We start from the raw sequence: 22,922 nt of genomic DNA on the forward strand, positions 1-22,922 counted from the left end.
AGACGCCTCCCGCTATGACAAGAGAAGATGTCCTGACGGACTGTCTCGGGGCCTTAGGCCCCAAACCCCTCTCTTCGCCCGCTACGCGGTCGCATGGCGTAGCAATCGACATCATGCGGCACCGTCCGTCCCGCGGTAATGCTGGCAAATATTGATTTCTCTGGAAACAGCATCCCCAAATGCAGCAATCTCTCTTTCGATCATCTGGGTATCGAGTCCCGATGCATGCATTTCTTTCCAAAGCCGACTTACAAGGCGTGTCCAATGCGCCTTGCCCTGCGAGTAGCTTTTGGTATTGAGAGCTTCCGCCGCATCGCCGACAAGTTTGCGTCTGCGATCAAGCGGGAAGGCGTGTATCGTTGCTGGCTTGCGATACGTGAAAAGATCAAGCTGCATCATCGCCTCCACCTTCATAGGTATCTTCAAGGGTGAAGGGACAACTGGTGTCACCATGAATTGGACAACTGGTGTCACCATGATCGTTTGCGACGACCAGTAATTCATAGGGACAACTGGTGTCACCATGAATAGTCCCAGGAACCCACGTTTCGAGAGGTAGATCTTTGGGTATCGCCAGTCGGATCAGTCTAGACCGAACGAGTTTTCCATTGCGGGATCGCCGCCATCCTCGCTCGGGAATGAATAGACCAAGAGCGCAAAGTGCTGCCATGTCCCGCTTGATAGTGCGCTCCGAGCATCTGCCGGCGCGCATGGCTATGGTCTCGTTGGTCGCCCAGAAAGTTCCCGTGTTCCAATGAATAAAACGGTCAACAACGGCCATGACTCGGAAACTCAGACCGGCTTGGTTGCATACCTGCATTGCTACTGCGTGCCATGCTTCGAATGCCTCTTTTCGAGCTTTGGTTTCCTTGGGCCAGCTCAGAGGCAGACAGGGTTTCGCGACAAGGGAAGTTTCCTTTGGCGAACTTACTTTCTCTGACAAAGGAACGAATACCCGCTGGGCAGCTTCGTTGAGCGTTTTGGTGGGGTAAGCCTTCATACCGACCTCGCACGGATCAGCTGAGCCATCTTTAGCGCTTCACAAGCCTGGAGCGCAGTCAGACCGAAACGCTCGCGTAGCAGCACTACACCGGGTGTGTTGAAATCACGTGGCGTCGTGGCATACCAGCGGTCAGCCTGTTCCACGATGTCGGAATGCTCGTGTTCTGGGGGAGTGAGATCGCTCATGGCCGCACCCCGCGCCGTTGGAGTGCCCGAGCCCATGCGAGAAGAACGCTTTCATACAGGAGCCGGAGGATGGCTTTGACCAATCTCATGGCTTGGCCTCCTGTCGTTGGATTTTTTCCAGCAGATCATGAGTTTGATAGCTCAATTCCTGCACATGCCGAAGTGTCGACGTGAGGTGTCCGCTAAGGGTTGAGTTGTTCCCGCTCTGATCCTCCATGTACTGAGACGCGGCTCGGCAAACGCCTACCAGGGCAAGGATCGTGTAGGAGCGATCAATATCTGTATCGGTGACGCTGATCATGACTGCACCGCCTTTGGATCGTAATTGTACGCCGTCAGCAAGAAGCGATTCCGCAATTCTGGCCTGGAAGGGTATCTGTAGCCATCATCCCACCGCTTAATTGTCGGATCTATTTCTTGCATGGCCTGCTTCACACCTTCGATGTGGAACTTGAGCCGAGCCTGCGGATCAGTCTCCGTAGCTAATACAAACCTTAATTCTGGATCGACATGCCAATAGTAGTGACCTGGATTGGCACGTTTCATCGACTTACAGATCTTCTTGATGTGATAGGCCGCAACGTCGATAGGATCCGCCGTTTCCAGCCATTCTTCGGTATTGAACGCCGGTGCGGACGTAGCAGCTATGGCAACGGCCGGAATTGACAGAGCCGCTGCGGCAACAGGAGCGCTGGCAAGAAACCAGCGGCGGTTCATGGCGGTTGCCCCTTTGGCGGCAACCGTGGTATTAGCTGTCTCGTTCATTGAATTTTCCTCCCACGGAATGTTTGAGAACCATGGCTCGGCAGGATGGCAGTCCTGGCCGGGCCTTCTGCTTGTCTGGATCATGCTGCATCCTCCATGAAAAAGCGGATCAGTTTGCCGCGTTCTGCGACCCAACGATTGCCGATCTGCTTGGCTGGCAGCAGCCCGTTTGAGAGCATGTAGTGCGTTTGGCGCACCGTCCGGCCGATGATCTTCGCGATGGCCGATAAGCCCCAAACTAATTCCATATCGTCGTTATTTTCGTTCATCAGGTTGTCTCCGTGTTAACCAACGATATTAGTTATATCCATTGGACATCATTGACGCAAGCTGAAAAAATGTCCATTGGACATGATGATGATCGGAGTGACATCATATGGCTGAGAACAGAAGCAAGTCTGATGGTTTCATGCTCCGGTTTCCACCGGGGCTACGTGATCGCGTGAAGTCCGACGCCGATGGACGTGGCAGATCAATGAATGCAGAGATCGTATGGCGCATTGAAAAATTCGAAGAAGCACAGCGGGCTTGGGTGAATACAGACGCCGAAATGTCTAAACTTGAAAGGGCCGTTGGCGATAGCCAGGCAGAGGTAGAGAGGCTCTACGAGGAACGTGCCGGGCTCTTTGAGGCAGTCAATAATCAAGAACGTAGCTTACAGAGCCTGCGAGAGTCACATCGGACATTGGCGATCACTGTCAAGTCTCTCGGGGAAGCCTTGCTGACTGACAGCCAAATATCCGATTTCGTTAGGGTGCTGGCTGAAGGCTTAACTCAGATTGAAATAGACTTATCGTCTGACGCGTCGGAACCTGTACCCAAGGAGGCCTGGGAACGCTAATGTCAATCCGCAAGCGTACATGGACAACTGCCAAGGGTGAGGAAAAGACCGCCTGGGTGGTGGATTATCTCGACATCAAGGGCATTCGCCGGCTGAAGACGTTCAAACTCAAGAAGCTTGCTGATGAATTCTCATCCATTGCCAAGGTAGAGGTTCGGGAAGGCGTCCACGTTGCCGACAGTGCTACTGTAACGGTTGCCGAGGCCGGCGCTTTATGGCTAGCCAAATGCGATTCGGCCGGGTTAGAGCGGTCCACGGTCGATCAATACCGGCAGCACCTTAATCTTCATATCAAACCCATGATCGGCGCCGTCAAACTCTCCAAGATAACCGTACCGGCAGTGAGAGCTCTTCAGGACGAGTTGCGAGAAAACGATCGATCTTCGGCTATGATCAAGCGCGTGACTGTCAGTCTCGGCAGTATACTTTCCGATGCACAAGAGCGTGGGCTCGTTGTTCGCAATGCGGTGCATGAGATGTCCAAACGCCGCGGCAATGGCGCCAGCAAGGCAGAGAAGCGCCAGAAAGCTCGTTTGCGGTATGGAGTAGATATTCCAACCATGCCGGAGATACGCGCGATCCTTGAGGCTGCTGGAGGCAGGTACCGCCCTTTCCTAGTGACTGCGATATTCACTGGCATGCGCGCATCAGAACTGCGTGGTTTGTCATGGGCTGACGTCGATCTCGGGAAGGGTGTCATACATGTTCGTCAACGTGCCGACGCCTATCATACGATCGGGATGCCAAAGTCTGATGCCGGACAGAGAACGATACCGCTCACACCGATGGTCGTAAATACACTCAAGGAGTGGAAGCTTGCCTGTCCCAAGGGTGACTTGAGGCTTGTGTTCCCGAATGGCGAGGGAAACATTGAGTGGCATCAGAACATCATCAAGCGAGGACTATGGCCGACGCTGATACAAGCAGGCGTGACCGTGGAACACATTGGGGCGGATGGCCAAGCCAAAGTTTCTGCAAAGTACACCGGCCTTCACGCGCTGCGGCATTGGTTCGCATCATGGTGCATCAACAGTAAGGCGGACGGGGGACTCGAGCTATCACCTAAGGCTGTGCAAGCCCGCATGGGCCACTCTAGCATTCAAGTGACGTACGATACCTATGGGCATTTATTTCCGGCATTGGATGAAGCTGAATCGTTACGTGCAGCTGAGCTGGCACTGTTGGGGACATCCTCATGACTGGCCGCATTAATTGGAGGCGTGGACTATTTCGGTTCTGGTTGGTGGGAACACTTTTTTGGATCGTACTTGTCATGCTCTTCTATTGGTCCTCGATAAGCTCCCCATATGTTTCGCCACATGCTTTTATCGAGGGCCAGGGAGATGTCGCATGGACTTATTCCTCCGATCAGGCGCGAACTGCGAGGGACGCAAAAGCCAACGGTACGTTAGTCGAAATTGAAGTGGAGGGTGCACCCGGTATTACATATTTTGCACCTAAAGAAAGCAACTACACGCAGGCAATTGAGCGGTTGGCGCCTATTATGTTGGGGTTTTATAGTGTCGAACAATCGTCGAACCGCGTCCAAGAACTTTGGGAGGCTGCCGGGGCCGCGCTGATACCTCCCAGCATCCTACTCGTGGTAGGTTTTCTATTCATGTGGGCATTGAGCGGCTTCCGTAATGCAACATAGGCGCGACATGATGATGAAAATGCCAACAAATACAATGCCAGATTAAACACTCTGACTCCGTTAGTCCTGGTTCGAATCCAGGTTCCTCAGTCAGCAAAATTAATCATTTCTCGCAAACGATTTTGGCGCTTCAGTCCGCTCTAGCGGATATCGAGCGTTTGTCGCTCCCGGAACATCTGCACACCCTCGTTGTCACGCCCGGTGAAAAGCGTTACACGAGCGATAAAGCCCAACGCCGACGTTTACGCTCAGCAGTGGTGTCCCGGATTCCAACGATGATGATATTCCCATGACAAGTTTGAAGTTTGGAACAAGCGGGCTTCGCGGCCTCGTAACGGAACTGCCGGATCAGGTTTGCCGCGCCTATACGTTGGCGTTTCTCAAACATATGCAAAGCGTTCACGCAGCTCCCGCTGTTCTGCTCGTCGGATATGACCTGCGATCAAGCAGCCCGCAGATGGCCGCAGCCTGCATTTCCGCAGCGCAGGAATTTGGCGTGGCCGTCGAAAACTGCGGCCCGGTACCGACGCCGGCGATGGCCTTCCGGGCGATGAGCCTGAAGGTGCCAGCCATCATGGTGACAGGCAGCCACATTCCGGCAGATCGCAACGGGCTCAAGTTCTATCGACCCGATGGTGAAATCGACAAGGGCGACGAGGCCGGCATCCTTGCCGCGCTCGACGCAGAAACGACCGCACTCCTATCCTCGCCTGAACCTTTGCCGGTCACATCGGAAGCACTGGAAAACTACATCAGGCGCTGCGCTTCTCTTCTTGCACCAAAATCCTTGGCTGGACTACGGATAGGCGTTTATCAGCATAGCTCGGTCGCGCGCGATTTGATGGTCACCATCTTGCAAGACTACGGCGCGGACGCGGTTGCTCTCGCCCGTTCAGAGGTTTTCGTGCCAGTCGATACGGAAGCGTTGCGGCCGGAGGACGTCGAATTTGCCCATGCAGCTGCCAAGAAGTACAAGCTTGACGCGTTGGTTTCCACGGACGGCGATGCCGACCGGCCACTCATTGCCGACGAGCGGGGCGCGTTTTTGCGCGGAGATAGTGTCGGCCTTCTGACCGCGCACTTTCTGCGTGCCGATGCGGTCGTCACCCCTGTGACCTCGAATACGGCGATCGAACTTAGCGGCCTGTTTTCAAGGGTTTATCGCACACGCGTCGGCTCGCCATACGTCATTGAGGGCATGGAACAGGCCAGCAAGGACGGCCATCAGCGCGTCGTCGGTTTCGAGGCCAATGGCGGTGTTCTGCTTGGTTCGCAAGTCACCGCGGATGGCGGGCGTCTCGACGCCTTGCCGACGCGCGACGCGATGCTTCCCATCCTTGCTGTCTTGGGCGCGGCGGCAAAAGAAGGTATTGCGCTGTCGAAGCTGCTCGATAGTTTGCCAGCGCGATTTACACGCAGCGGCCGCCTCGAACATGTCGATGCGAGCCAGAGCGGACCTTTCCTGCAAAATCTGAGTGACGATAATTACCGGGAAAGTTTTTTTGCGGAGCTCGGAACGATCAAGGAAAACGATACTATCGACGGTGTTCGTGTTGTGCTTGTGACCGGCGAGGTGGTCCACTATCGCGCCTCCGGCAACGCACCCGAATTGCGCTGCTATGCGGAAGCGGCAACGGACGAGCGGGCCGAGGAGCTTTTGCAGTGGGGCTTGAAACGGGCGCGGGAGACACTGGTTTCAGGCTAGGTCAGAAAACTTTCATCGTATGCTGCGTGAAGAAAATCCCGGCTGAGCGTACAAATTGCCAAATATGCCAAAGGCCTTTGTCAGCCGCGCGTCCACCTTCGTGGACGATCCTGACTGTTGGAACATAGGCGATGCGCGCGATTTCCGCTGTGCGTAGCGAGACGTCGAAGTCTTCGAAATACAGCAAATAACGCGGATCGAACCCCTGCAATTTCGTGTAGACGTCGCCTCTGAAAAACATGAAGCAGCCGCTGACAATTGGCGGATCCCATGCGATGGAATTGGCCGGCTGGTCATGCATCTCATACCTGTCGAGGCGCTTGTGAAACCAGGATTTAAGCCAGCTCGGCGCAAACCCGCGCAGCAGAAGATCGAACAGCGTGGGATATCGTTTGCACAGGTATTGTTTGCTGCCGTCGGGATTGAATGCCTGCGGGGTAAGTAGGCCACATTCCGCGTTGTCACGCATGAATGACAGTGCCTGTTCGATCGCGTCCTGCTCCATCTCGACATCCGGATTGAGCACCAGATGATATTTGCCCGTATGGCCCAATACCAGATTATTGGCTCGGCCAAATCCCACATTGCCCTGGCCTGAAATGATTTCGCAAGGCAGATCGCCACACGTGGCAACGAGCCAGGCATGATCGGAAGCGGTGGGGGAATTATCGACGATGGTGAGTTTCACTTGCAATGGCGGCAGGCTACCAAGCGCATTCCGCAAGCTTTGCAATGTCCTGAGAACAGTCGGTCGGTCGGGTTTGAAGATGACAATACAGACCGTGAGCTCGAGATCCTGCGGTTCAGCCATTGCCGACCCTCTTTCCCATCTTGCCAAAAAGGCCGTGAAAGATACCGATTGTCATCATCTTGGCATGCTGAAGCCGGGGCACGGTCATCAGACTGTAGAATACATACTTTCGCAGGAGGCGGGACCCGTCCACGACCTTCCAGTTGAACCGCAACCACGGCTGACGGTAGAGCCAAACCGCATTTCTGAAATGGTAATAATGCCTTAACGGACTATGAACGGGAATTTGTCTGCCGAGAAACAAGATTGGTTCGTCGCCAAGGTCATGCTTCATGAGCGCCGCGCAAACCCCGAAGGAGCGATAACCCTTCTGCTGCGCCCGCAGACCCCACTCGATATCCACATAGTCGATGAACAATTCCTCCCGCATACCACCAACGTCATCGAGCGTTGACATCGGGATGAGACAGCCTGAAGCGATCAGATAATCGACATCCACAACGGCATCCGGTGTCGCGCAGGCCTGCCGCTCCAGCCGGAAGCCATTCGTCCGGATAAAAGGCGGCGGGTTGTTCTGGCGGGTGTCTTGATATCGCGGGCCAACACATCCGAGATTCACGCCCTCGGACATCTGCGCTTTTGCAGCCGCCAGCAGCGTCGCCACCATGTCGGGCGCGGGGAGACTATCCTGATCAAGGAGCAGCACAAATCCCGATCCATGCGCACGTGCCTGTTCGATGCCGACGTTCTGCGCTTTGGCGATGCCCAGATTATCGCCGAGCGTCACAAGGTCCACATGGACATCCTGTTCACGCAGCCACGTTCCGATATCGGCTTTCGAACCATTGTCAACGATGATCACCGGGCCGAGTTGCGGAACGATTGCATCGAGCAGCGATTTCAGGCCTTTGAGGTCAGGATTGTAAGTGACGATAATGCCGCTGACTTCTGGCTGGCGTTCAATTTGCATTTCAAACCCATGATTCGCTATCTGGTGCGATCGCGCTACAAAAAAATGTTATCTGTTGGAAGCAAAACGAACTGAGCCCTCGGTGCGGTTGACTTGTCCAGGCATTGCCGCGAAATGTCTGCCACATAGATGAGCGAACCGCATCCCGCGCTTGTGCTGAAATCGGTTCTGTTTGTCCAGTACATTATTTTCCGCGTTCTCTTACGCGTCTTATGTAAGGAAGAGGTCTAATGAAGGGAATAATCCTCGCAGGTGGAAGCGGTACACGTCTCTATCCATTGACCATCGCCGTCTCGAAGCAAATGCTTCCCATCTACGACAAGCCGATGATCTATTATCCGCTGAGCGTTCTAATGCTGGCGGGAATACGAGACATTCTGGTGATTTCGACACCGCATGATTTGCCGCTGTTCCAGAAGCTTTTGGGGGATGGCCGCGATTTCGGCGTGAATTTTTCCTATGCGGAACAGCCAAATCCAAATGGCCTCGCGGAGGCGTTCATCATCGGTCGGGAGTTTATCGGAGACGATAGCGTTGCGATGATCCTTGGCGACAATATTTACTTCGGAGATGGTCTGTCCAACCTCTGCCAGCAGGCGTCGACCGGCGAAAAGGGTGGCACGGTTTTTGCGTATCATGTCGATAACCCGCAACGCTATGGCGTCGTCGAGTTCGACAAGGCCTCGGGGCAGGTGCTTTCCATCGAAGAAAAGCCAATCAAGCCGAAATCGAGCTGGGCCGTAACCGGCCTGTATTTCTATGACAACGAAGTTGTCGATATCGCGAGATCCATCAAGCCCTCCCACCGCGGTGAACTGGAGATTACGAGCGTCAACAATATCTATCTTGAGCGCGGCGATTTGCGGGTTCAGCGATTGGGACGCGGCTATGCCTGGCTCGATACGGGGACGCACGACAGTCTGCATGAGGCCTCTTCGTTCGTGCGCACCATCGAACACCGCCAAGGCATCAAGATCGCCTGCCCGGAGGAAATTGGCCTGGAATGGGGTTGGCTGAATGCCGAGCAGGTTTTGGAACGAGCAGATAAAATGGGCAAGACCGAATATGCCGCTTACTTGCGCCGCCGCGCAGCGGAGGTCGGAAACGATGATTGAGATCAACCCTCTCACCCTCGCGGGCGTGTTCGAAATCAAGCCGCCCAAGTTCGGCGATGACAGAGGGTTCTTCTCTGAAACCTATAATGCGCAAGCTTTAGCCAAAGCAGGGATCGATCTTGAATTCGTTCAGGACAACCACTCTCTTTCGGCTGCCAAGGGTGTGCTTCGCGGGTTGCATTATCAATTACCGCCACGTGCGCAGGATAAACTGGTACGCGTCGTTAGCGGCTCGATACTCGATATCGTTGTCGACATCCGGAGATCATCGCCGACCTTCGGGAAGTGGCTTGCACTTGAGGTATCTGCAACGAAATGGAACCAGATCCTTGTTCCAAAAGGCTTCGCCCACGGGTTTCTGACCTTGGAGGAAAATACCGAAGTCATCTACAAGGTGACGGATTATTATTCACCCGAGCACGATCGCAATATTCGTTTCGATGATCCTTCCATAGGTGTTGAATGGCCCTTCGAGGCCGCCGCTATTCAGCTGTCTGACAAGGACCGGAAGGCGCCCTTGCTCGATGGTGCCGATATCTTTCCCTGAGGAGCAATCGAATTTCATGAAGATACTTGTTACTGGCGGCGCCGGCTTCATTGGATCAGCGGTCTGCCGTCATCTTGCCGCCAACCCGAAGAACCATGTCGTCAATGTCGACAAGCTCACCTATGCGGGCAATCTCGCTTCATTGCGCCAGCTTGAAAACCATCCGAATTACAGCTTCGTCAAGGCCGATATCTGCGACGATGTGACTATCCTCGGCCTTCTCCGCAAGGAGAAGATCGATGCGATCATGCATCTCGCAGCCGAGAGCCATGTCGATCGCTCTATCGACGGCCCGGCCGCTTTTATCGAGACAAACATCATTGGTACGTTCCGTATGCTCAATGCGGCGCTGACCTATTGGCGGGAACTTTCGGAGCCCAAGAAATCCGCGTTCAGATTCCATCATATTTCTACAGACGAAGTGTTCGGCGACCTGCCTTTCGACAGCGGTATCTTCACCGAGGAAACGCCGTACGCGCCGTCGTCGCCTTACTCCGCTTCCAAGGCTGCTTCGGATCATCTGGTCCGGGCCTGGCATGAGACCTATGGCCTGCCTGTGGTGCTGTCGAATTGCTCGAACAATTACGGTCCCTTCCATTTTCCGGAAAAACTGATCCCTCTGGTCATTCTCAATGCCCTCGATGGCAAGCCCCTGCCCGTCTACGGCGCCGGTGCCAATATACGTGACTGGCTGTATGTGGAAGATCACGCCCGCGCACTCGAACTGGTCGTCACCAAGGGCAAACCCGGCGAAAGCTACAATATCGGTGGTCGCGCGGAACGCACCAATCTCAGCGTCGTCGAAACGATCTGTGATATTCTCGACAAGAAACGTCCCCGGAGCGGTAACCGGCATTATCGCGACCTGATCACTTTCGTCACCGACCGGCCGGGCCATGATCGCCGTTACGCCATAGATGCCTCCAAGATAGAGCGGGAGCTCGGGTGGATGCCTGCGGAAACGTTCGAGACCGGCCTGGAGCGCACTGTGCAGTGGTATCTCGACAATGAGTGGTGGTGGCAGCCAATTCGCGGCGAGCGTTATGCTGGCGAGCGGCTCGGCGCAGCGGCCAAAGGAACGTCATGAGGATTGTCGTTACGGGACGAGAGGGACAAGTCGTACGCAGCCTCATCGAACGGGCAGCATATCAGCCTTCAATCGAGCTCATTGCTCTCGGACGCCCGGAGTTCGATCTGACGCGCACCGAAACCGTCTCTGAAGCAATCTATGCCGCCAGGCCAAATCTGGTCGTCTCTGCGGCAGCATATACGGCAGTTGATCTTGCCGAGGACGAACCCGAGCTGGCCCATGCCGTTAATGCAGTCGGTGCGGGAATTGTGGCGCAAGCTGCCGCGACGGTAGGAGCCCCTGTAATCCATCTCTCCACGGATTATGTGTTTTCTGGAGAGGGTGATAGGCCTTATACAGAAACCGATCCGACTGGACCGCGCGGCGTTTATGGCCAATCGAAACTCGAGGGTGAAATGACCGTCGCTGCCGCCAACCCTCGCCATCTGATCTTGCGGACAGCGTGGGTCTATAGCCCGTTCGGCAAGAACTTTGTGAAGACGATGCTCAAGCTGGCGGAAAGCCGCGACACCGTGTCGGTGGTTTCGGATCAATGGGGCAATCCCACATCAGCGCTCGATATAGCAGATGCTATTTTGCGAGTTGCCGACCGGCTGCGGACAGACCCGGCATTCGATGCTTTCGGCATCTACCATCTCGCGGGCAGCGGCGACACGAACTGGAGCTCGTTCGCCAGGGAAATCTTTGCGGCAAGCAGCAAAAAAGGCGGTCCTCATGCCGAGGTCAGGGACATTCTTACCGCCGAATATCCTACAAAGGCCGCTCGTCCGCTTAATTCCAGATTGTCGACGGACAAATTCTTTGACGTCTTCGATGGGCGCGCCCCAAAATGGAATATTTCCCTTGCGCAGGTGATAGACAAGTTGGTCTCTTCCTGAAAACTACTTCGGAATGATTAGTACCTCGGCCCGAATGCTTTAGTCAGTAATTGAAAAGAATGTTATTCTTGTTGGCATTCGCGATGAGTCAAAGACCATCTTGATCCAAGGCCGTTCACGGGGGACCTATGGAGGATGTCAGGAAATGGTTGAACAAGCTGAAGCTTGATCACTTTGCCGATGCGTTCGCGGAATCTCAAGTCGACTTTGATAGTCTCCGCCTCCTCTCGGACAGTGACCTGCAGAGCATGCGGATTCCGCTCGGTCCCAGAAAAAAGATTCTCGCGGGTATCGCGCGATTGATCGAAGAAGGCAGTGGCGAGCTATCGCAAATTTCGGGCGAGCGCCGTCCATTGACCATTCTGTTTTGCGATCTGGTGGATTCAACCGAATATGCGGTTCTGCTGGATCCGGAGGATTTCAGCAAACTGACGCGAGACTATCTGCGGCAATGCAACAATGCGGTGAGAAGCCACAACGGCATTGCGGCCAACTACATTGGCGACGCCTTTCAGGCACTATTCGGTTATCCTATTGCTGAAGAAGACGACGCAGAGCATGCACTTGCTCTGGCCTTCGATATTCTGAGGCTCGTACCCGAGATTTCGGTAGCAGAAGGACCGCCTTTACGGGTCCGGATAGGAATAGCAAGTGGCCTAGTGGTTGTAGGGGATTTTCTCGGAGCGCCTGCCGGCGTGTCTACGGTCGCCTTAGGATCGATACCCAACCTGGCACAGCGGCTCCAGACAATGGCGCAGCCGCAAACGATTTTGACGGATCAACAGACTCACAACAATGCCGCCGGCGCATTCGAATTCACCGATCTTGGCCAGCAAACTTTAAAGGGTTTTTCCAAGCAAATACACGTCTGGCGGGCCGGAAAAGAGCGAATTCTGGAGAACCGCTTCGCCAAACGAACTCAATTGACGGAACTTGTCGGCCGCCGCAACGAAATGTCCCAGGTGCTCGAACTCTGGCGAGAGGTGGTTGCAGAAAACCGCGGTCAGGCAGCGCTTGTTTCGGGTGAAGCCGGTATCGGCAAGTCACGGCTCATTTTCGAAGCTCAGCGCCGTATGCCGCAATGCACGTATTTGACGCTTCAGTGTTCGTCCGCATACTCCAACAGCGCTCTGTTCCCATTTCTCACATTGCTCAAACGCTATGCCGGAATTCATGGCGACAATCCCGCGCAGGGTCTGGAAAAACTCGAGGCAATTCTCGCTCTGAGCGACGTTCCCCTCGCTGAATCCCTGCCTATATTTGCGGGTTTGCTTTCCATCGACCAGCGGCGTTACCCACCGTCTGAACTGACGGCCCCACGGCAGCGCAGTGTTTCGCATCGGATAATCATTGACTGGCTCCATCACGTATCGCGTATCAACCGCGTCCTGTTGTCGATCGAGGATGAACAGTGGATCGACCCTTCTTCGAGCGATGTGCTTGAGGCGCTCTTGGAAGAGGTGGCATCGTTCCCGATGCTGATCCTCATCACAACGCGCGAGAAGACACTTCGCAGGCCGTTGAAGGGCGAAAACTTGCACAAGATCGCACTCAAGCGGCTAAGCGACTACGAAGCTCGTATGCTCGTCAGCAATGTTAGCGGCGGCAACCCCCTGCCGAGCGAAATTCAAACCTCTGTGCTGAACAGAGCCGAAGGTGTTCCTCTCTACGTCGAAGAATTGGCGCGGACAGCTCTGGAGACAGGCGGCCCACTCTTTCCTTCGGAGTCAGAGGTGCGGGAGCAGTCCGTCGGGGTCCCGAATTCGCTGCAATCTTCGCTGTTGTCGCGTCTCGACAAACTTGGCCCTGGCAAGATGATCGCTCAAACCGCCTCTGTCATTGGACGGGAATTCGATCTCAAGTTGCTAAGCCGACTTAGCGGCTTGTCGGCCCGTTCATTAAATTCCGCATTGCGCCACCTTGTCGAGTCGGGATTATTCGCACCCCAGCCAAACCGGAAGAGCTACATATTCACACATGCGTTGCTCCAGGAGGCCGCACACGACACTTTATTGCGAGAACGTTGCCGCGAACTTCATGGCAAGGTTGCGGAGGCCATTCAGAAGATCTATCCCAAGTTGGCAGCGGAACACCCCGAGCTCTTGGCGCAACACTATTCCGAAGCAGACGAGTTGGAACGGGCAGCAGACTGCTGGCTTGCTGCAGGTCTGAATGTTGGCAAGACCTGGGCCAAAGTAGAAGCCGCAAACATGTTTGCACACGGCGTAGAATGCCTGCAGAAGCTTCCGGCTACGCTTGAGCGCAAAGGGAAGGAGTTGAGGCTCTGGCTGGAGATCGGCGACGTGCACTACGCGACATTTGGATATGTCACGCGCGAAGGTAGCGATGCTTACCGAAATGCAATGCGGTTGAGTGACGAGCTCGGTGATACGGAATCGCCTGTCCGGGCGCTCGACGGTCTCTTCGGTACGGCCTTCAATTCTGCGCACTTTGCCGATGCCGAATGGGCTAGTGACCGGTTGCTCGACATCGGCAGAAAACGCGATCATATCAAGGCCCGGGTATTGGGACTGCAGTTCAAGGGTATGAGCCTGTTTTCTCAGGGTAATCTCAAAGGTGCCCGTGATTATCTCGAACGTTCGCTTGGGTACGAAGCACATAAGGCCACAATCGGCAGCGACTTTCCGAGCATGCCGATGCTTTATCTCGCTTGGACATTGCATTTGCTCGGTGAACATCAAAGGTCAATTGACCTCTATGACGCTGCGGAACTCGATGCACGTCAGCAGTCGGCTTACAGACTTGCCGCCTGCCTTGGCAATGGCTGCATTCTGCTGGCACTGCGCAACGATGTCATCAAACTACGCGAGCTAACCAACGAGCTCATTCCTTTGGCAACGGAGAACGGATTTCAGCTGTGGCTGAATATGGGCTCGTTCTTCGAGGGCTGGGCCATGGTCCGCGCTGACCGCAACTTTGACGGCTTGGAAAAGATGCGGAAGACCTGCGATAACCTCGGCGATCAGGAGATCGACAAATCTTGCTATCTGGGGCTGCTGGCGGAATGCTATCTCCAGGCTCAGGCAATCGAAAAGGCATCTGACGCCGTTGACGAAGCGCTGGATCTCGTGAGCAACACCAATGAAAACTATTTCACCGCGGAGCTGCTCCGGCTGAAAGGCGAAGTGCTGCGCAAGAAAAATGCGACCGGCTTTGCCGAAGCATTGTTTAAAAAAGCCATTGCTTTTGCGCGCAAACAAGGAGCGCGCTCGTGGGAGCAGAAGGCCACCCAAAGCCTGACGGAACTGAGGCGTTCGTTCGATGGAGAAATCAAGAATGATCGGCCTTCTTCAATCGCATGAGACGTCAGCATAGAGAAGATGATCGGCCTGCCCATAGGTGACGTTGCTTTGGTCGAAGCAAAATCTCTTGGGCACTATGCGAACGAGGTAACGGCGATTGCATTGGGCAGGCAAATCCAGCTTGAAGGTCCGCATATCCTTTGACGGAACGGGATCGGTGAATTTCGAGTGGCCGAAGTAGGATACGTTGCGGATCAGCGTGGCCGAACCCGATGTCCCCGTCTCGCCGTCTATAGCGATAAAATTCTTATCCGTCGCTTCCTCCAAACCAGGATAATCCAGTGGCGACGGCGCTGCACCTGATGTCGGGATTTCCGTGAACTTGACCGCCACATTGAACCGGACGTCGTCTCGTTGCGGAATATTGCCGTAACTATTCAGATAGCGCCAGCTCAACCGAATTACCCGGTCGGCAATTGCTTCTATGCCGTCTGACCGTACAACGGCAATGGACAGGTCCTCAGGTTTCGAACTATCGCCCTGCGCCTCCGCTTCTGGTGCGGGACAGGACGTATAGAGCGGTGCATAAGCGCACTCGTTTCCCCCTGCGCCCCATAGACAATTGCTCAACACGCTCCAGTCGGAGGCACTGATTTCGGGTGGTAGAGCCGACAATTCATTTCCATCGATCGGAACCATCCAGGGATGAATTTTCCCCGCGCCGGATCGGGACGCCCACTTCGTCCTGTGAGAGTTTATTTCCCGCAACTTCCGCTGCTCCGCCCTGAGCCGAAGAGACTGAGACCTCTTCGGATGTGCAATGACGGGGTCTCGTGCCACTGCATCGGCTGCAAAGCGCTGCCCCGTCGTTTGCGTCGTCAAGGTATGACACTCGGTGCAGTTTCCCGTCGGATCCCGGACTGTCATGGCGCGCTCGAGATCGATGCCATAGGTGGCAGTGTAACCGGATCCTATAACGCGGAACGGTGTTGACCTGCTCCGCGGCGCGGCGGGGAGCAAATTGCCCAGACTGAAGGCGGGCGCTCTCGGATCATGATTTCCGGCAAGATAGCCTACTCTTGCTTGCTGAATATTGGGGTTGATGACATAGGCACTTTTGTTGTCGTGGCAAGCGGAGCATTGCACCTGGAATGTCGGATCGTAAAGGACTTCTGCCTCCGCTCGGCCTTCGCTGTCGTGATAAGAACGGCCGCCAGGCGGCACCAATTTCTCCGACCAGTCGAATTCACTCCAGTCTTTTCTGCCGTCAAAGAACACAATCTCGCCGGAGCGCCTGTTGAACCCGATAACGCCGAACAGCGCAAACTTCGGATTTGAGCGCTGCCAATAGGGGATGGGTTCTACCTCAAGGCTGTGGCTCGACTTGCGGCAAAGGAAAAGCCATTCCACATCGCCATTTTCGACACGGTTCAGTCTTGAGTTCAGCCCGCAATAGGTTGCGCTTCCAGTCAGTGAAGGCTTGTCACATCGCGCAACACCGCTTGTCCATTTGACCACCCTCCCCTCGCTATCGCGATGCTCGAATTCCAGTGGATGCCCTGCCTTTCCCGGATTCGGTTTAAGATCGACAATATTGCCGTCGATTTGCAGGGGTATTGTTTTGGCCGCACCGTCCGTGCAGTCCCCGTCGGGAACCGGACCGAACACAGCGCGTGTCTCATCCCCGAACCGGGTGATTGTGTCGCCGCTCGCCGACGCCGGCTCCCAAAGGAAATGCCCATTCCAGCGCTGCACCGCCTTAGCAAACGAAAGCTCATCAAACCCAAGACCACTGTTGCTGACGGGCCTCATGTCGCTGCCTTGGGAATTTCTCGCCAAACCCTGAGTGAGGGCGACGACCGCAGCTCCGACAATGAAGATTTGGCTGATGTGCCTCACTAGCGCTTCCGATGAGATTCAACGCGCCCGGAATTGGATTTTGCGCCCGTCGGTGATGAGCGTGATCCTCGAAAATTTCCAGACACCACCTTCCCGCTTGAACACGGTTCTGAATGCAGCGGTGTAGTCGAGCACCGGCGTTTCGATATCCGGGTGCTGAAGCGTCACCGCCAAACTCGTTTTCCCCTGGATGGTGTTTGTGTCCACGGAATTGAGCAGTATGTTGCTTTCAATATGCCGTGTCTGCGTATCCTGCGCCGTAAGTTCGTTGAAAACGCCGTTGAGATATATCTCCAGCGTGTCCTTGTCGGTCCTCTTGAGAATTTGTTCTCCCGCCGCATTGCACAATTCATAGAATACATCGTCAGTAAAAAGCCCGTCCAGTTGACCGAAGTCGTGATCGTCCAGAGCCCAGTTATAGCGATGAATCAATTTCAAAATTGCCCTGGCATCCACGGGTCCGGGGTCGCTGGGATTTATCAGCCAGTCTGACTGCGGATGGTTATCACAGGCTGGTCCAGGGGCAGGCCCTCCCGTTGAAGGCGCACTTCCAGCCGCCTTCGTTTGTGCTATGGCCGCTCCGGCAAAGGCGAGGCAGAAGCTGAAACCGATCACCGAAGCTACCATTCTAGCGCGGTGGGTAAAAAGCGTCCTGTATGTGTCTGACATCCCAACCTCCTGTCGATCATGACTTTGAGCAGACGTGCCTTGGTCCGCAGTTGAATCTGATTCTGATCAAGTGAAGTTCTTTACCTTCACGCTGAAGACGGTGCGTGGTATGCGCCAGAGCAGGATCCTTGCTTTCCTTGTCACCGTTGTCACCCTTGTTGTACTTGTCGCTAACATCACCGTAGTTGACGAGGCCCTTCATAAACAATTGATCGACAAACGCTGTGGCAGCGGCTTCGGGGCTGGTCGGCTCCATTGATCGTCCGTCCGGGGTTGCGCTTCGGGCAATAGACTTTGCCGCGTCTGCTGGTATTTGAACGAACAAAGGCTCTTTCAGGCCATAACGGGATGATTCCAGCCGAGCGAGTTTCGGCAAGGCTTCGTCACCTACCCTTTCGGAATTCGTGTCAACTGCACCATTCAGCACCGACATGATACGGGACGCCGATTCAAGTGAGAGGATGCAGCGCCGGACAAAAGCATCTCGAAAAATTGCCAGATATGCAGGATTTTTCAGGGTACTTTTCTGCACCATCTCGGCGGCCACTTCCGCATAATAGCTCGGCACAATCCGGGCAGATTTGACGGCATCGACCATTATGTCTCGCATGTCCTCCGTGACCTTGAGCAATTGAGCAGACGTTGGTGCAGGATAAAGGGCCAGCATACCTGCCATTGCTTCGAACAAGGCACCGGTGAAAATCCGCGAGAACGAATGACGATCCGAAGAAAGCTGTGTTGTGTGAGCACTCAGTGGCAGGGGGGTGGGGTCACAGTAGCAGAAAGGGTTCACCGCATTGCGCAGGCAATCCGGCTCCGCGTCGTTAGGAGAGATTAGGTAAAGGGCTGTACCGAATTGCTGAGCAATTCGCGACAACCTTGAGCTGACGTAAAGACTCCCGCCCGTCACTGCCAGAGATGCCAGAACGGAATCTCGCATCGACGGAATTTGGAGTGAACACAATATTGCACTCATATCACCGAACGATTCATGAAACGCTTCGATTTCCAGGGCAAGCGTGTTCCAAAGAAGTTCCTCGATCGCATCAAGCATGGCATGACCCAGTTCATGGCAAAGCATATCCGGGCTGGCAACAGCGTATATGGTTGCTGCGGATGATACCCCGTAATAGAAATTCAACGCTTGCCGGTCGTAGCCGGCGTTCCATCCGGGACCTACCTCGAGTCTCACGGTAAGGGCAGGACCGCGAAACCATTGCCCCCTCACGACGTTCGGACCCCAAAAATCCGCGCCTCGCCGCAAAGCTGCGGCAGCGTTCCAATACCTGAATTGCGGCGTGTTTGAATGTTGGCTGGTGGCAAGAGCCGGTGGCGGAAACGTATATTTGAAAGGGATCTGTCCAATGTTCGGTTTGGCAGCCATAACCAATACACCGGGAGAAGCAGGATCGTCCTCCCAAATCAGAATTTGCTGAGCGGCCATAACACATCCCCCAATGATCAAGACTGCGCCAGCGGGCACAGTGTTTTTGTTCGGAGCTCTGGCTGTTATTCACACTTGCGAATGCGGAGACAGCTTATAAACGCTGTTATAAAATCGAAAATGTAGAGCTATAAAAATGTGCCCCGGGCAGATTCATTGTATTGATTGCCCTATTGCACAATCACAGCTCCCCCGTAAGGTAAGTCGATTGATTGTTCACTTACCCTGTATGATATAGCAATCTTGAACAACTATGAATACATAGAACGGCTTAGTCTGATTACCGCCCATCTCCCACCCAAATGGGTATAGCCGAATTGCAGGCTCTTCTTTTTCTTCATCTGACTTCACAATACGTCGAAGAAATGGACGCAAGTTTTGCGGACTGGATGGAGAGACGCAATGCCGGAAACTCGCCCTATGTCGGAAGAAGCACCTAACCCGAACGTCAGCCAAAGTGCGATCTCTGGTTCCGCATCCGGTCACCTGGCTTTGGTGCCAACATGGCTGCCGTTCGATGTCGCCGGCGGCCCATCCTATTCAGCCGGCGCTGGAGGCGACGGAATAGCTATGGGTATCATCAGCAGCACTCCGCTCGCTGTCTTCACCCCGTCCAACACGGCAATCGCAGGCCCCAATTCAGCAGTGGAAGCGCACCAGGGTAATGACGCCTTGATCAATCAACACTCCACGGAAATAGCTGGTATGGGCGGAAACGGTGGAAACGGCAATCTCGCCCTCGGTGGCGGTGACAACAGCATTCACAATGCCGGAAGCGGCGGCAATGGTTTCTTCGCTGGTGGTATTGTCAGTGCCGATGTTGGGGTCTTTGCCCCCGTCAATGCCGCCGTCGCGGGTGGCAGTGGTTCTTCAGCGATTGCGCATCAAACAAATAACGCCGTCATGCTGCAAGGCGCCACCCAGATTGGTGGTGTGGGCGGTTCCGGCGGGGATCATAACGGAGCAATCGACACTACTCCCGGAGGCGTTGGAACACATGTGTACACCGGTGATATGTTTGCGGGCCACGGTGGCAACGGCTATTTCATGGGTAGTATGATTGACGTGAATGTCGCGATCTTTTCGCCGATCAATATTGCCGTTGGCGCGGCAGGTGGCTCCGCTGAGGCGCACCAGACCAACAATGCGGTCTTCGATCAGGGTGGTGTCCAGATCGCAGGTATAGGCGGCGATGGCGGCGGATTCAATTTGAGTTCCGATACGATATTTACCGGCAGCAACAGTGGCGGCGGCGGTGGTTCAGGCTACTCGAACGGCAGTTTTGTCGACGTTAACATCGGATATTTCCATCCGATCAATATCGCCGTACCTGCAGGCGGCACGGCCGATGCGCAGCAGATCGATCATGTGCTATACGACCAGCACGCGTTGCAAATGGCAGGCATAGGCGGCCATGGCGGAGACGGCAACCTTGCCGACAACCACTCCGCGCTTGTGGATGATATCCTTTCGTTCCTGCATACCTGACATCTCCTGGATACCCAAATAGACCCTTCGTCGTGGGCGGCTTTCCGCGCGCTTCAGCGCGACCAGATGTAACCATTTTGCTGTTCATCCAATACACCCTCCCATGACGTACACACCCCACCCAAACGAACGTCCCCGAATATCCAGCTAGTCCGCAGGCCAAATCGCGAGCACTCTTTCACGGCGGTTATTCTGCCTGACGATGACGTCGCGGGTACCTGGCCGTGGGAGAAACACGGAAAACTTAAGTAAGGAGTAAGATTATGCCTATTCCACAATTGTCTGACACGATCCAGCTCAACCATTCCGATGCAGGCGACGCGAGCGCCGGTAATGGCGGCGAAGGATACAACTACGGTAACATCCACTACGATCCCACCGCATATGTTTCCAATACACAAACAGTGTATGGAGCAGATACTGATTTGCACAATGGCGATCACGTCTGGCAAGCAGCCGGTTGGAGTGCTGGCCCAGCCGGGAATGGCGGCGACGCCGAGGCAGAGAATGGCTTCTTGGCCAACATCACCAACAACGGCTCTGGCGGACCGGGTGGCGACGCCAATTCCAATGGCAGTCAAGGAAACTCAAGCGGCGGCGATATCGCAGCGGTTTCTGCAGCTACGACTGCACAGCAGAATACTCAATTCTTCGCAGATCAGCATGCCACTATTCTAGCCGGCGTCGGCGGCAATGGCGGTAACGGCAATCTGGCCCAGGGCGGCGATATCTCGGCAGCAGTGGTTCACTCGGATCCCGAAACCACGACCGTCAACAATGCTCTCGACCATTTCATCAATGCCTTCGGGTCGATCGATCTGCACGATCTGGGCTCATAAAATCAATTTGCCAGGATCGCCGGTTGCAACCGGCGATCCTTAATCCGGACAGCGAGACCAGATGGCTGTCCTTTCAGTGAGCAACCTGACCATGACAACGAGTCTCGTTCAATCGCAGCGTCAACCGACGCATCTGGTCGTAGCCCTTCGCGCCTGTGCCGGAGCATTCGGCCTGGTTTTCATCTATAGCTGCGGTTACAACCTTTTTCTGCTCGCACCGTCCATCTATCTCCTGCAGATATATGATCGCGTTTTGTCCAGCCGCAGCACCGACACGCTGCTGATGTTGACGCTGATCATAGCGGTCGCTGTCATAGTCGGATCCGTGCTTGATATCGTACGACGCGCAGCTCTTTCGCGCATTGGAAGCTGGTTCGACCATCGCTTGCGGCCCTGTGTCCTTACTGCATCATTCGAATACGCCGCAAGAGCCGATACGGGCGTGGCTACCGATTGCTACCGGGACCTCGCCTCTCTGCGCCAATTTCTCGATTCGCCCGCAAGCGCACTGCTTTTCGATGTGCCTTGGGCGCCAGTTTTCCTGCTGCTGCTTTTCCTCGTCCATCCTTTGCTCGGAGCAATCGGTGTGTTGAGCGCGATCGCACTGTTATTGCTGGCGCTGCTTACGGAAGTCGCCACGCGTGAACCACTCACCCATGCGAATGTTGCGCTGGCAAGGAGTTACACCCGGTTTGCAACAGCGCTCAAATATATCCAGGTCATCCGGGCGATGGGCATGCAGGATGGTGCAGCGCAGATCGTCTATCGCGATGCGGAAGTTGCAAGACAAGCGCAAGATAGCGCCATGCACCGGACCGAGATAATTCTTGGTTTCTCGAAGTCCATTCGCACCTTGACCCAAATACTCGTGATGGGCGCTGCGACGTGGCTGGTTCTGGCCGAAAACAGCAGCCCTGGCATCATTTTCGTCGCCAGCCTTCTGCTCGGCCGCGGCCTCGCTCCAGTCGAAGGCGCAATCGGTGCCTGGCGTTCCTTTGCCTATGCTCGCAACGCCTTCAATCGTCTCAACAGAATGCTCATCGCTGTTGCTTCGGACGCTGACGCTCGCATGGTGCCCGTCCCTGAGCCCAGCGGGCTTATCCTTGACAATGTCGGTTATGCGTTGCCGTTTTCCGGCCGGCCGTTGCTAGGCGGAGTCAAGCTTCGGCTCGCCCCCGGGGACTGCGTGGCGCTGATTGGCGCCTCTGGATCGGGCAAGTCGACACTCGGCCGCATTATCGCGGGCGTCCTCCAACCCACGAGCGGATGCGCACTTCTTGGCGGCGTCGACATATCCGCCTTGCGTCTTTGTGGAGGAACGCATCACATCGGATATCTGCCGCAGGACATCGAGCTATTCGGCGGCGCCATCAAGGATGTGATCGGTCGGCTCGATGGCTCAGGTCCTGGCAAGGCAATCGAAGCCGCGAAACTCGTTGGTCTGCACGATGCGATCATGCGGCTGCCGCAAGGCTACGAGACCGACGTCGGCGACGGCGGCAACTTGCTGCTGCGGGCTCAGCGCCAGCAGCTCGGTCTCGCCAGAGCGGTTTACGGCTACCCATCGCTGGTTGTGCTCGACGATCCAAATTCGAGCCTCGACTATGACGGCGAGCGGGTATTGTTCAATGCGATCGAACGTATGAAAGCAAGGGGAATGACGGTGGTAGTCATCACCCACCGGATGGGGATCCTGCCGGTCACCAACAAGATCGCAATCATGCGCAACGGGACCGTCGATGCCTTTGGAGATAGCGACGAAATTTACGACACCTATCTTCAACCGCCGTCGCAGACAGGGACATAAGGATGCTCG

21 protein-coding genes are annotated in these 22,922 nt (G+C 55.0%); 11 read left to right on the top strand and 10 right to left on the bottom strand.

The window, feature by feature from the left end; genetic code table 11:
• Positions 1 to 111: 111 nt before the first annotated feature.
• From LB462_RS19240 to LB462_RS19260, 5 genes are all read right to left on the bottom strand, one after another.
• Positions 112 to 525, bottom strand: a complete 414-nt coding sequence (locus LB462_RS19240; protein WP_224511298.1) for a DUF6074 family protein — start codon at positions 523 to 525, stop codon at positions 112 to 114.
• A 471-nt stretch (positions 526 to 996) separates the two neighbouring features.
• Entirely contained in the window at positions 997 to 1,188 is a 192-nt protein-coding gene (locus LB462_RS19245; RefSeq protein ID WP_224511300.1) for a hypothetical protein, read from the bottom strand.
• Positions 1,189 to 1,273: 85 nt separating this feature from the next.
• Positions 1,274 to 1,489, bottom strand: coding sequence for a hypothetical protein (locus LB462_RS19250; protein WP_224511302.1), 216 nt, complete (start codon positions 1,487 to 1,489; stop codon positions 1,274 to 1,276).
• Positions 1,486 to 2,037: a hypothetical protein gene (locus LB462_RS19255; RefSeq protein WP_224511303.1), complete on the bottom strand. Its 552-nt coding sequence runs from the start codon at positions 2,035 to 2,037 to the stop codon at positions 1,486 to 1,488. Before LB462_RS19255 ends, LB462_RS19250 begins: the two co-directional genes overlap by 4 nt.
• On the bottom strand, positions 2,034 to 2,222 hold the full coding sequence (locus LB462_RS19260; RefSeq protein ID WP_224511305.1) for a DNA-binding protein: 189 nt from the start codon (positions 2,220 to 2,222) through the stop codon (positions 2,034 to 2,036). The genes LB462_RS19255 and LB462_RS19260 overlap by 4 nt, the downstream gene beginning before the upstream one ends.
• Before the next feature lie 107 nt (positions 2,223 to 2,329).
• Here LB462_RS19260 and LB462_RS19265 point away from each other — a divergent pair, with 107 nt between their 5' ends.
• The 3 genes from LB462_RS19265 to LB462_RS19275 all read left to right on the top strand — a co-directional run bounded on the left by LB462_RS19265 (position 2,330) and on the right by LB462_RS19275 (position 6,153).
• Positions 2,330 to 2,794: an Arc family DNA-binding protein gene (locus tag LB462_RS19265; protein ID WP_224511307.1), complete on the top strand. Its 465-nt coding sequence runs from the start codon at positions 2,330 to 2,332 to the stop codon at positions 2,792 to 2,794.
• The gene (locus tag LB462_RS19270) at positions 2,794 to 3,993 is read left to right on the top strand and encodes a tyrosine-type recombinase/integrase (protein ID WP_224511309.1); all 1,200 of its coding nucleotides are present in this window, start codon (positions 2,794 to 2,796) and stop codon (positions 3,991 to 3,993) included. Before LB462_RS19265 ends, LB462_RS19270 begins: the two co-directional genes overlap by 1 nt.
• A gap of 744 nt (positions 3,994 to 4,737) precedes the next feature.
• On the top strand, positions 4,738 to 6,153 hold the full coding sequence (locus LB462_RS19275) for a phosphomannomutase (protein WP_224511311.1): 1,416 nt from the start codon (positions 4,738 to 4,740) through the stop codon (positions 6,151 to 6,153).
• A gap of 1 nt (position 6,154) precedes the next feature.
• On the opposite strand, the gene LB462_RS19280 is transcribed toward LB462_RS19275, so the two are convergent.
• Entirely contained in the window at positions 6,155 to 6,964 is an 810-nt protein-coding gene (locus tag LB462_RS19280) for a glycosyltransferase (protein ID WP_224511313.1), read from the bottom strand.
• Entirely contained in the window at positions 6,957 to 7,874 is a 918-nt protein-coding gene (locus LB462_RS19285; RefSeq protein WP_224511315.1) for a glycosyltransferase family 2 protein, read from the bottom strand. Before LB462_RS19285 ends, LB462_RS19280 begins: the two co-directional genes overlap by 8 nt.
• A 230-nt stretch (positions 7,875 to 8,104) precedes the next feature.
• Between LB462_RS19285 and rfbA the strand changes: the two genes are divergently transcribed.
• The 5 genes from rfbA (at position 8,105) to LB462_RS19310 (ending at position 14,827) form a co-directional block, all read left to right on the top strand.
• Positions 8,105 to 8,989, top strand: a complete 885-nt coding sequence (gene rfbA, locus LB462_RS19290) for a glucose-1-phosphate thymidylyltransferase RfbA (protein ID WP_224511317.1) — start codon at positions 8,105 to 8,107, stop codon at positions 8,987 to 8,989.
• Positions 8,982 to 9,536 carry a dTDP-4-dehydrorhamnose 3,5-epimerase gene (rfbC, locus tag LB462_RS19295; protein WP_224511319.1) on the top strand — a complete coding sequence of 185 codons (555 nt, stop codon included), beginning with the start codon at positions 8,982 to 8,984 and terminating at the stop codon, positions 9,534 to 9,536. The genes rfbA and rfbC overlap by 8 nt, the downstream gene beginning before the upstream one ends.
• Before the next feature lie 16 nt (positions 9,537 to 9,552).
• Positions 9,553 to 10,623, top strand: a complete 1,071-nt coding sequence (rfbB, locus tag LB462_RS19300; protein ID WP_224511321.1) for a dTDP-glucose 4,6-dehydratase — start codon at positions 9,553 to 9,555, stop codon at positions 10,621 to 10,623.
• Positions 10,620 to 11,504: a dTDP-4-dehydrorhamnose reductase gene (rfbD, locus tag LB462_RS19305; RefSeq protein WP_224511323.1), complete on the top strand. Its 885-nt coding sequence runs from the start codon at positions 10,620 to 10,622 to the stop codon at positions 11,502 to 11,504. Before rfbB ends, rfbD begins: the two co-directional genes overlap by 4 nt.
• Before the next feature lie 128 nt (positions 11,505 to 11,632).
• Positions 11,633 to 14,827: an AAA family ATPase gene (locus LB462_RS19310; protein ID WP_224511325.1), complete on the top strand. Its 3,195-nt coding sequence runs from the start codon at positions 11,633 to 11,635 to the stop codon at positions 14,825 to 14,827.
• Here LB462_RS19310 and LB462_RS19315 read toward each other — a convergent pair.
• Genes LB462_RS19315 through LB462_RS19325 form a run of 3 tightly spaced genes read right to left on the bottom strand, consistent with a single transcriptional unit; the run spans position 14,816 to position 18,779 of the window.
• Positions 14,816 to 16,666, bottom strand: coding sequence for a hypothetical protein (locus LB462_RS19315; RefSeq protein WP_224511327.1), 1,851 nt, complete (start codon positions 16,664 to 16,666; stop codon positions 14,816 to 14,818). The genes LB462_RS19310 and LB462_RS19315 overlap by 12 nt on opposite strands.
• 18 nt (positions 16,667 to 16,684) lie before the next feature.
• Positions 16,685 to 17,335 carry a nuclear transport factor 2 family protein gene (locus LB462_RS19320; protein ID WP_112529640.1) on the bottom strand — a complete coding sequence of 217 codons (651 nt, stop codon included), beginning with the start codon at positions 17,333 to 17,335 and terminating at the stop codon, positions 16,685 to 16,687.
• Between the two features lie 16 nt (positions 17,336 to 17,351).
• Entirely contained in the window at positions 17,352 to 18,779 is a 1,428-nt protein-coding gene (locus LB462_RS19325; RefSeq protein WP_224511329.1) for a gluzincin family metallopeptidase, read from the bottom strand.
• A 402-nt stretch (positions 18,780 to 19,181) separates the two neighbouring features.
• Here LB462_RS19325 and LB462_RS19330 point away from each other — a divergent pair, with 402 nt between their 5' ends.
• The 3 genes from LB462_RS19330 to LB462_RS19340 all read left to right on the top strand — a co-directional run bounded on the left by LB462_RS19330 (position 19,182) and on the right by LB462_RS19340 (position 22,913).
• Positions 19,182 to 20,267 carry a hypothetical protein gene (locus LB462_RS19330; RefSeq protein WP_224511331.1) on the top strand — a complete coding sequence of 362 codons (1,086 nt, stop codon included), beginning with the start codon at positions 19,182 to 19,184 and terminating at the stop codon, positions 20,265 to 20,267.
• 263 nt (positions 20,268 to 20,530) lie between these two features.
• On the top strand, positions 20,531 to 21,106 hold the full coding sequence (locus tag LB462_RS19335) for a PE-PGRS family protein (RefSeq protein ID WP_224511333.1): 576 nt from the start codon (positions 20,531 to 20,533) through the stop codon (positions 21,104 to 21,106).
• Positions 21,107 to 21,197: 91 nt separating this feature from the next.
• Positions 21,198 to 22,913, top strand: coding sequence for a type I secretion system permease/ATPase (locus tag LB462_RS19340; protein WP_224511335.1), 1,716 nt, complete (start codon positions 21,198 to 21,200; stop codon positions 22,911 to 22,913).
• Positions 22,914 to 22,922 lie beyond the last annotated feature (9 nt).

The sequence above is a fragment of the Phyllobacterium chamaecytisi genome (genome assembly GCF_020164455.1).
GTDB lineage: Bacteria > Pseudomonadota > Alphaproteobacteria > Rhizobiales > Rhizobiaceae > Phyllobacterium > Phyllobacterium chamaecytisi.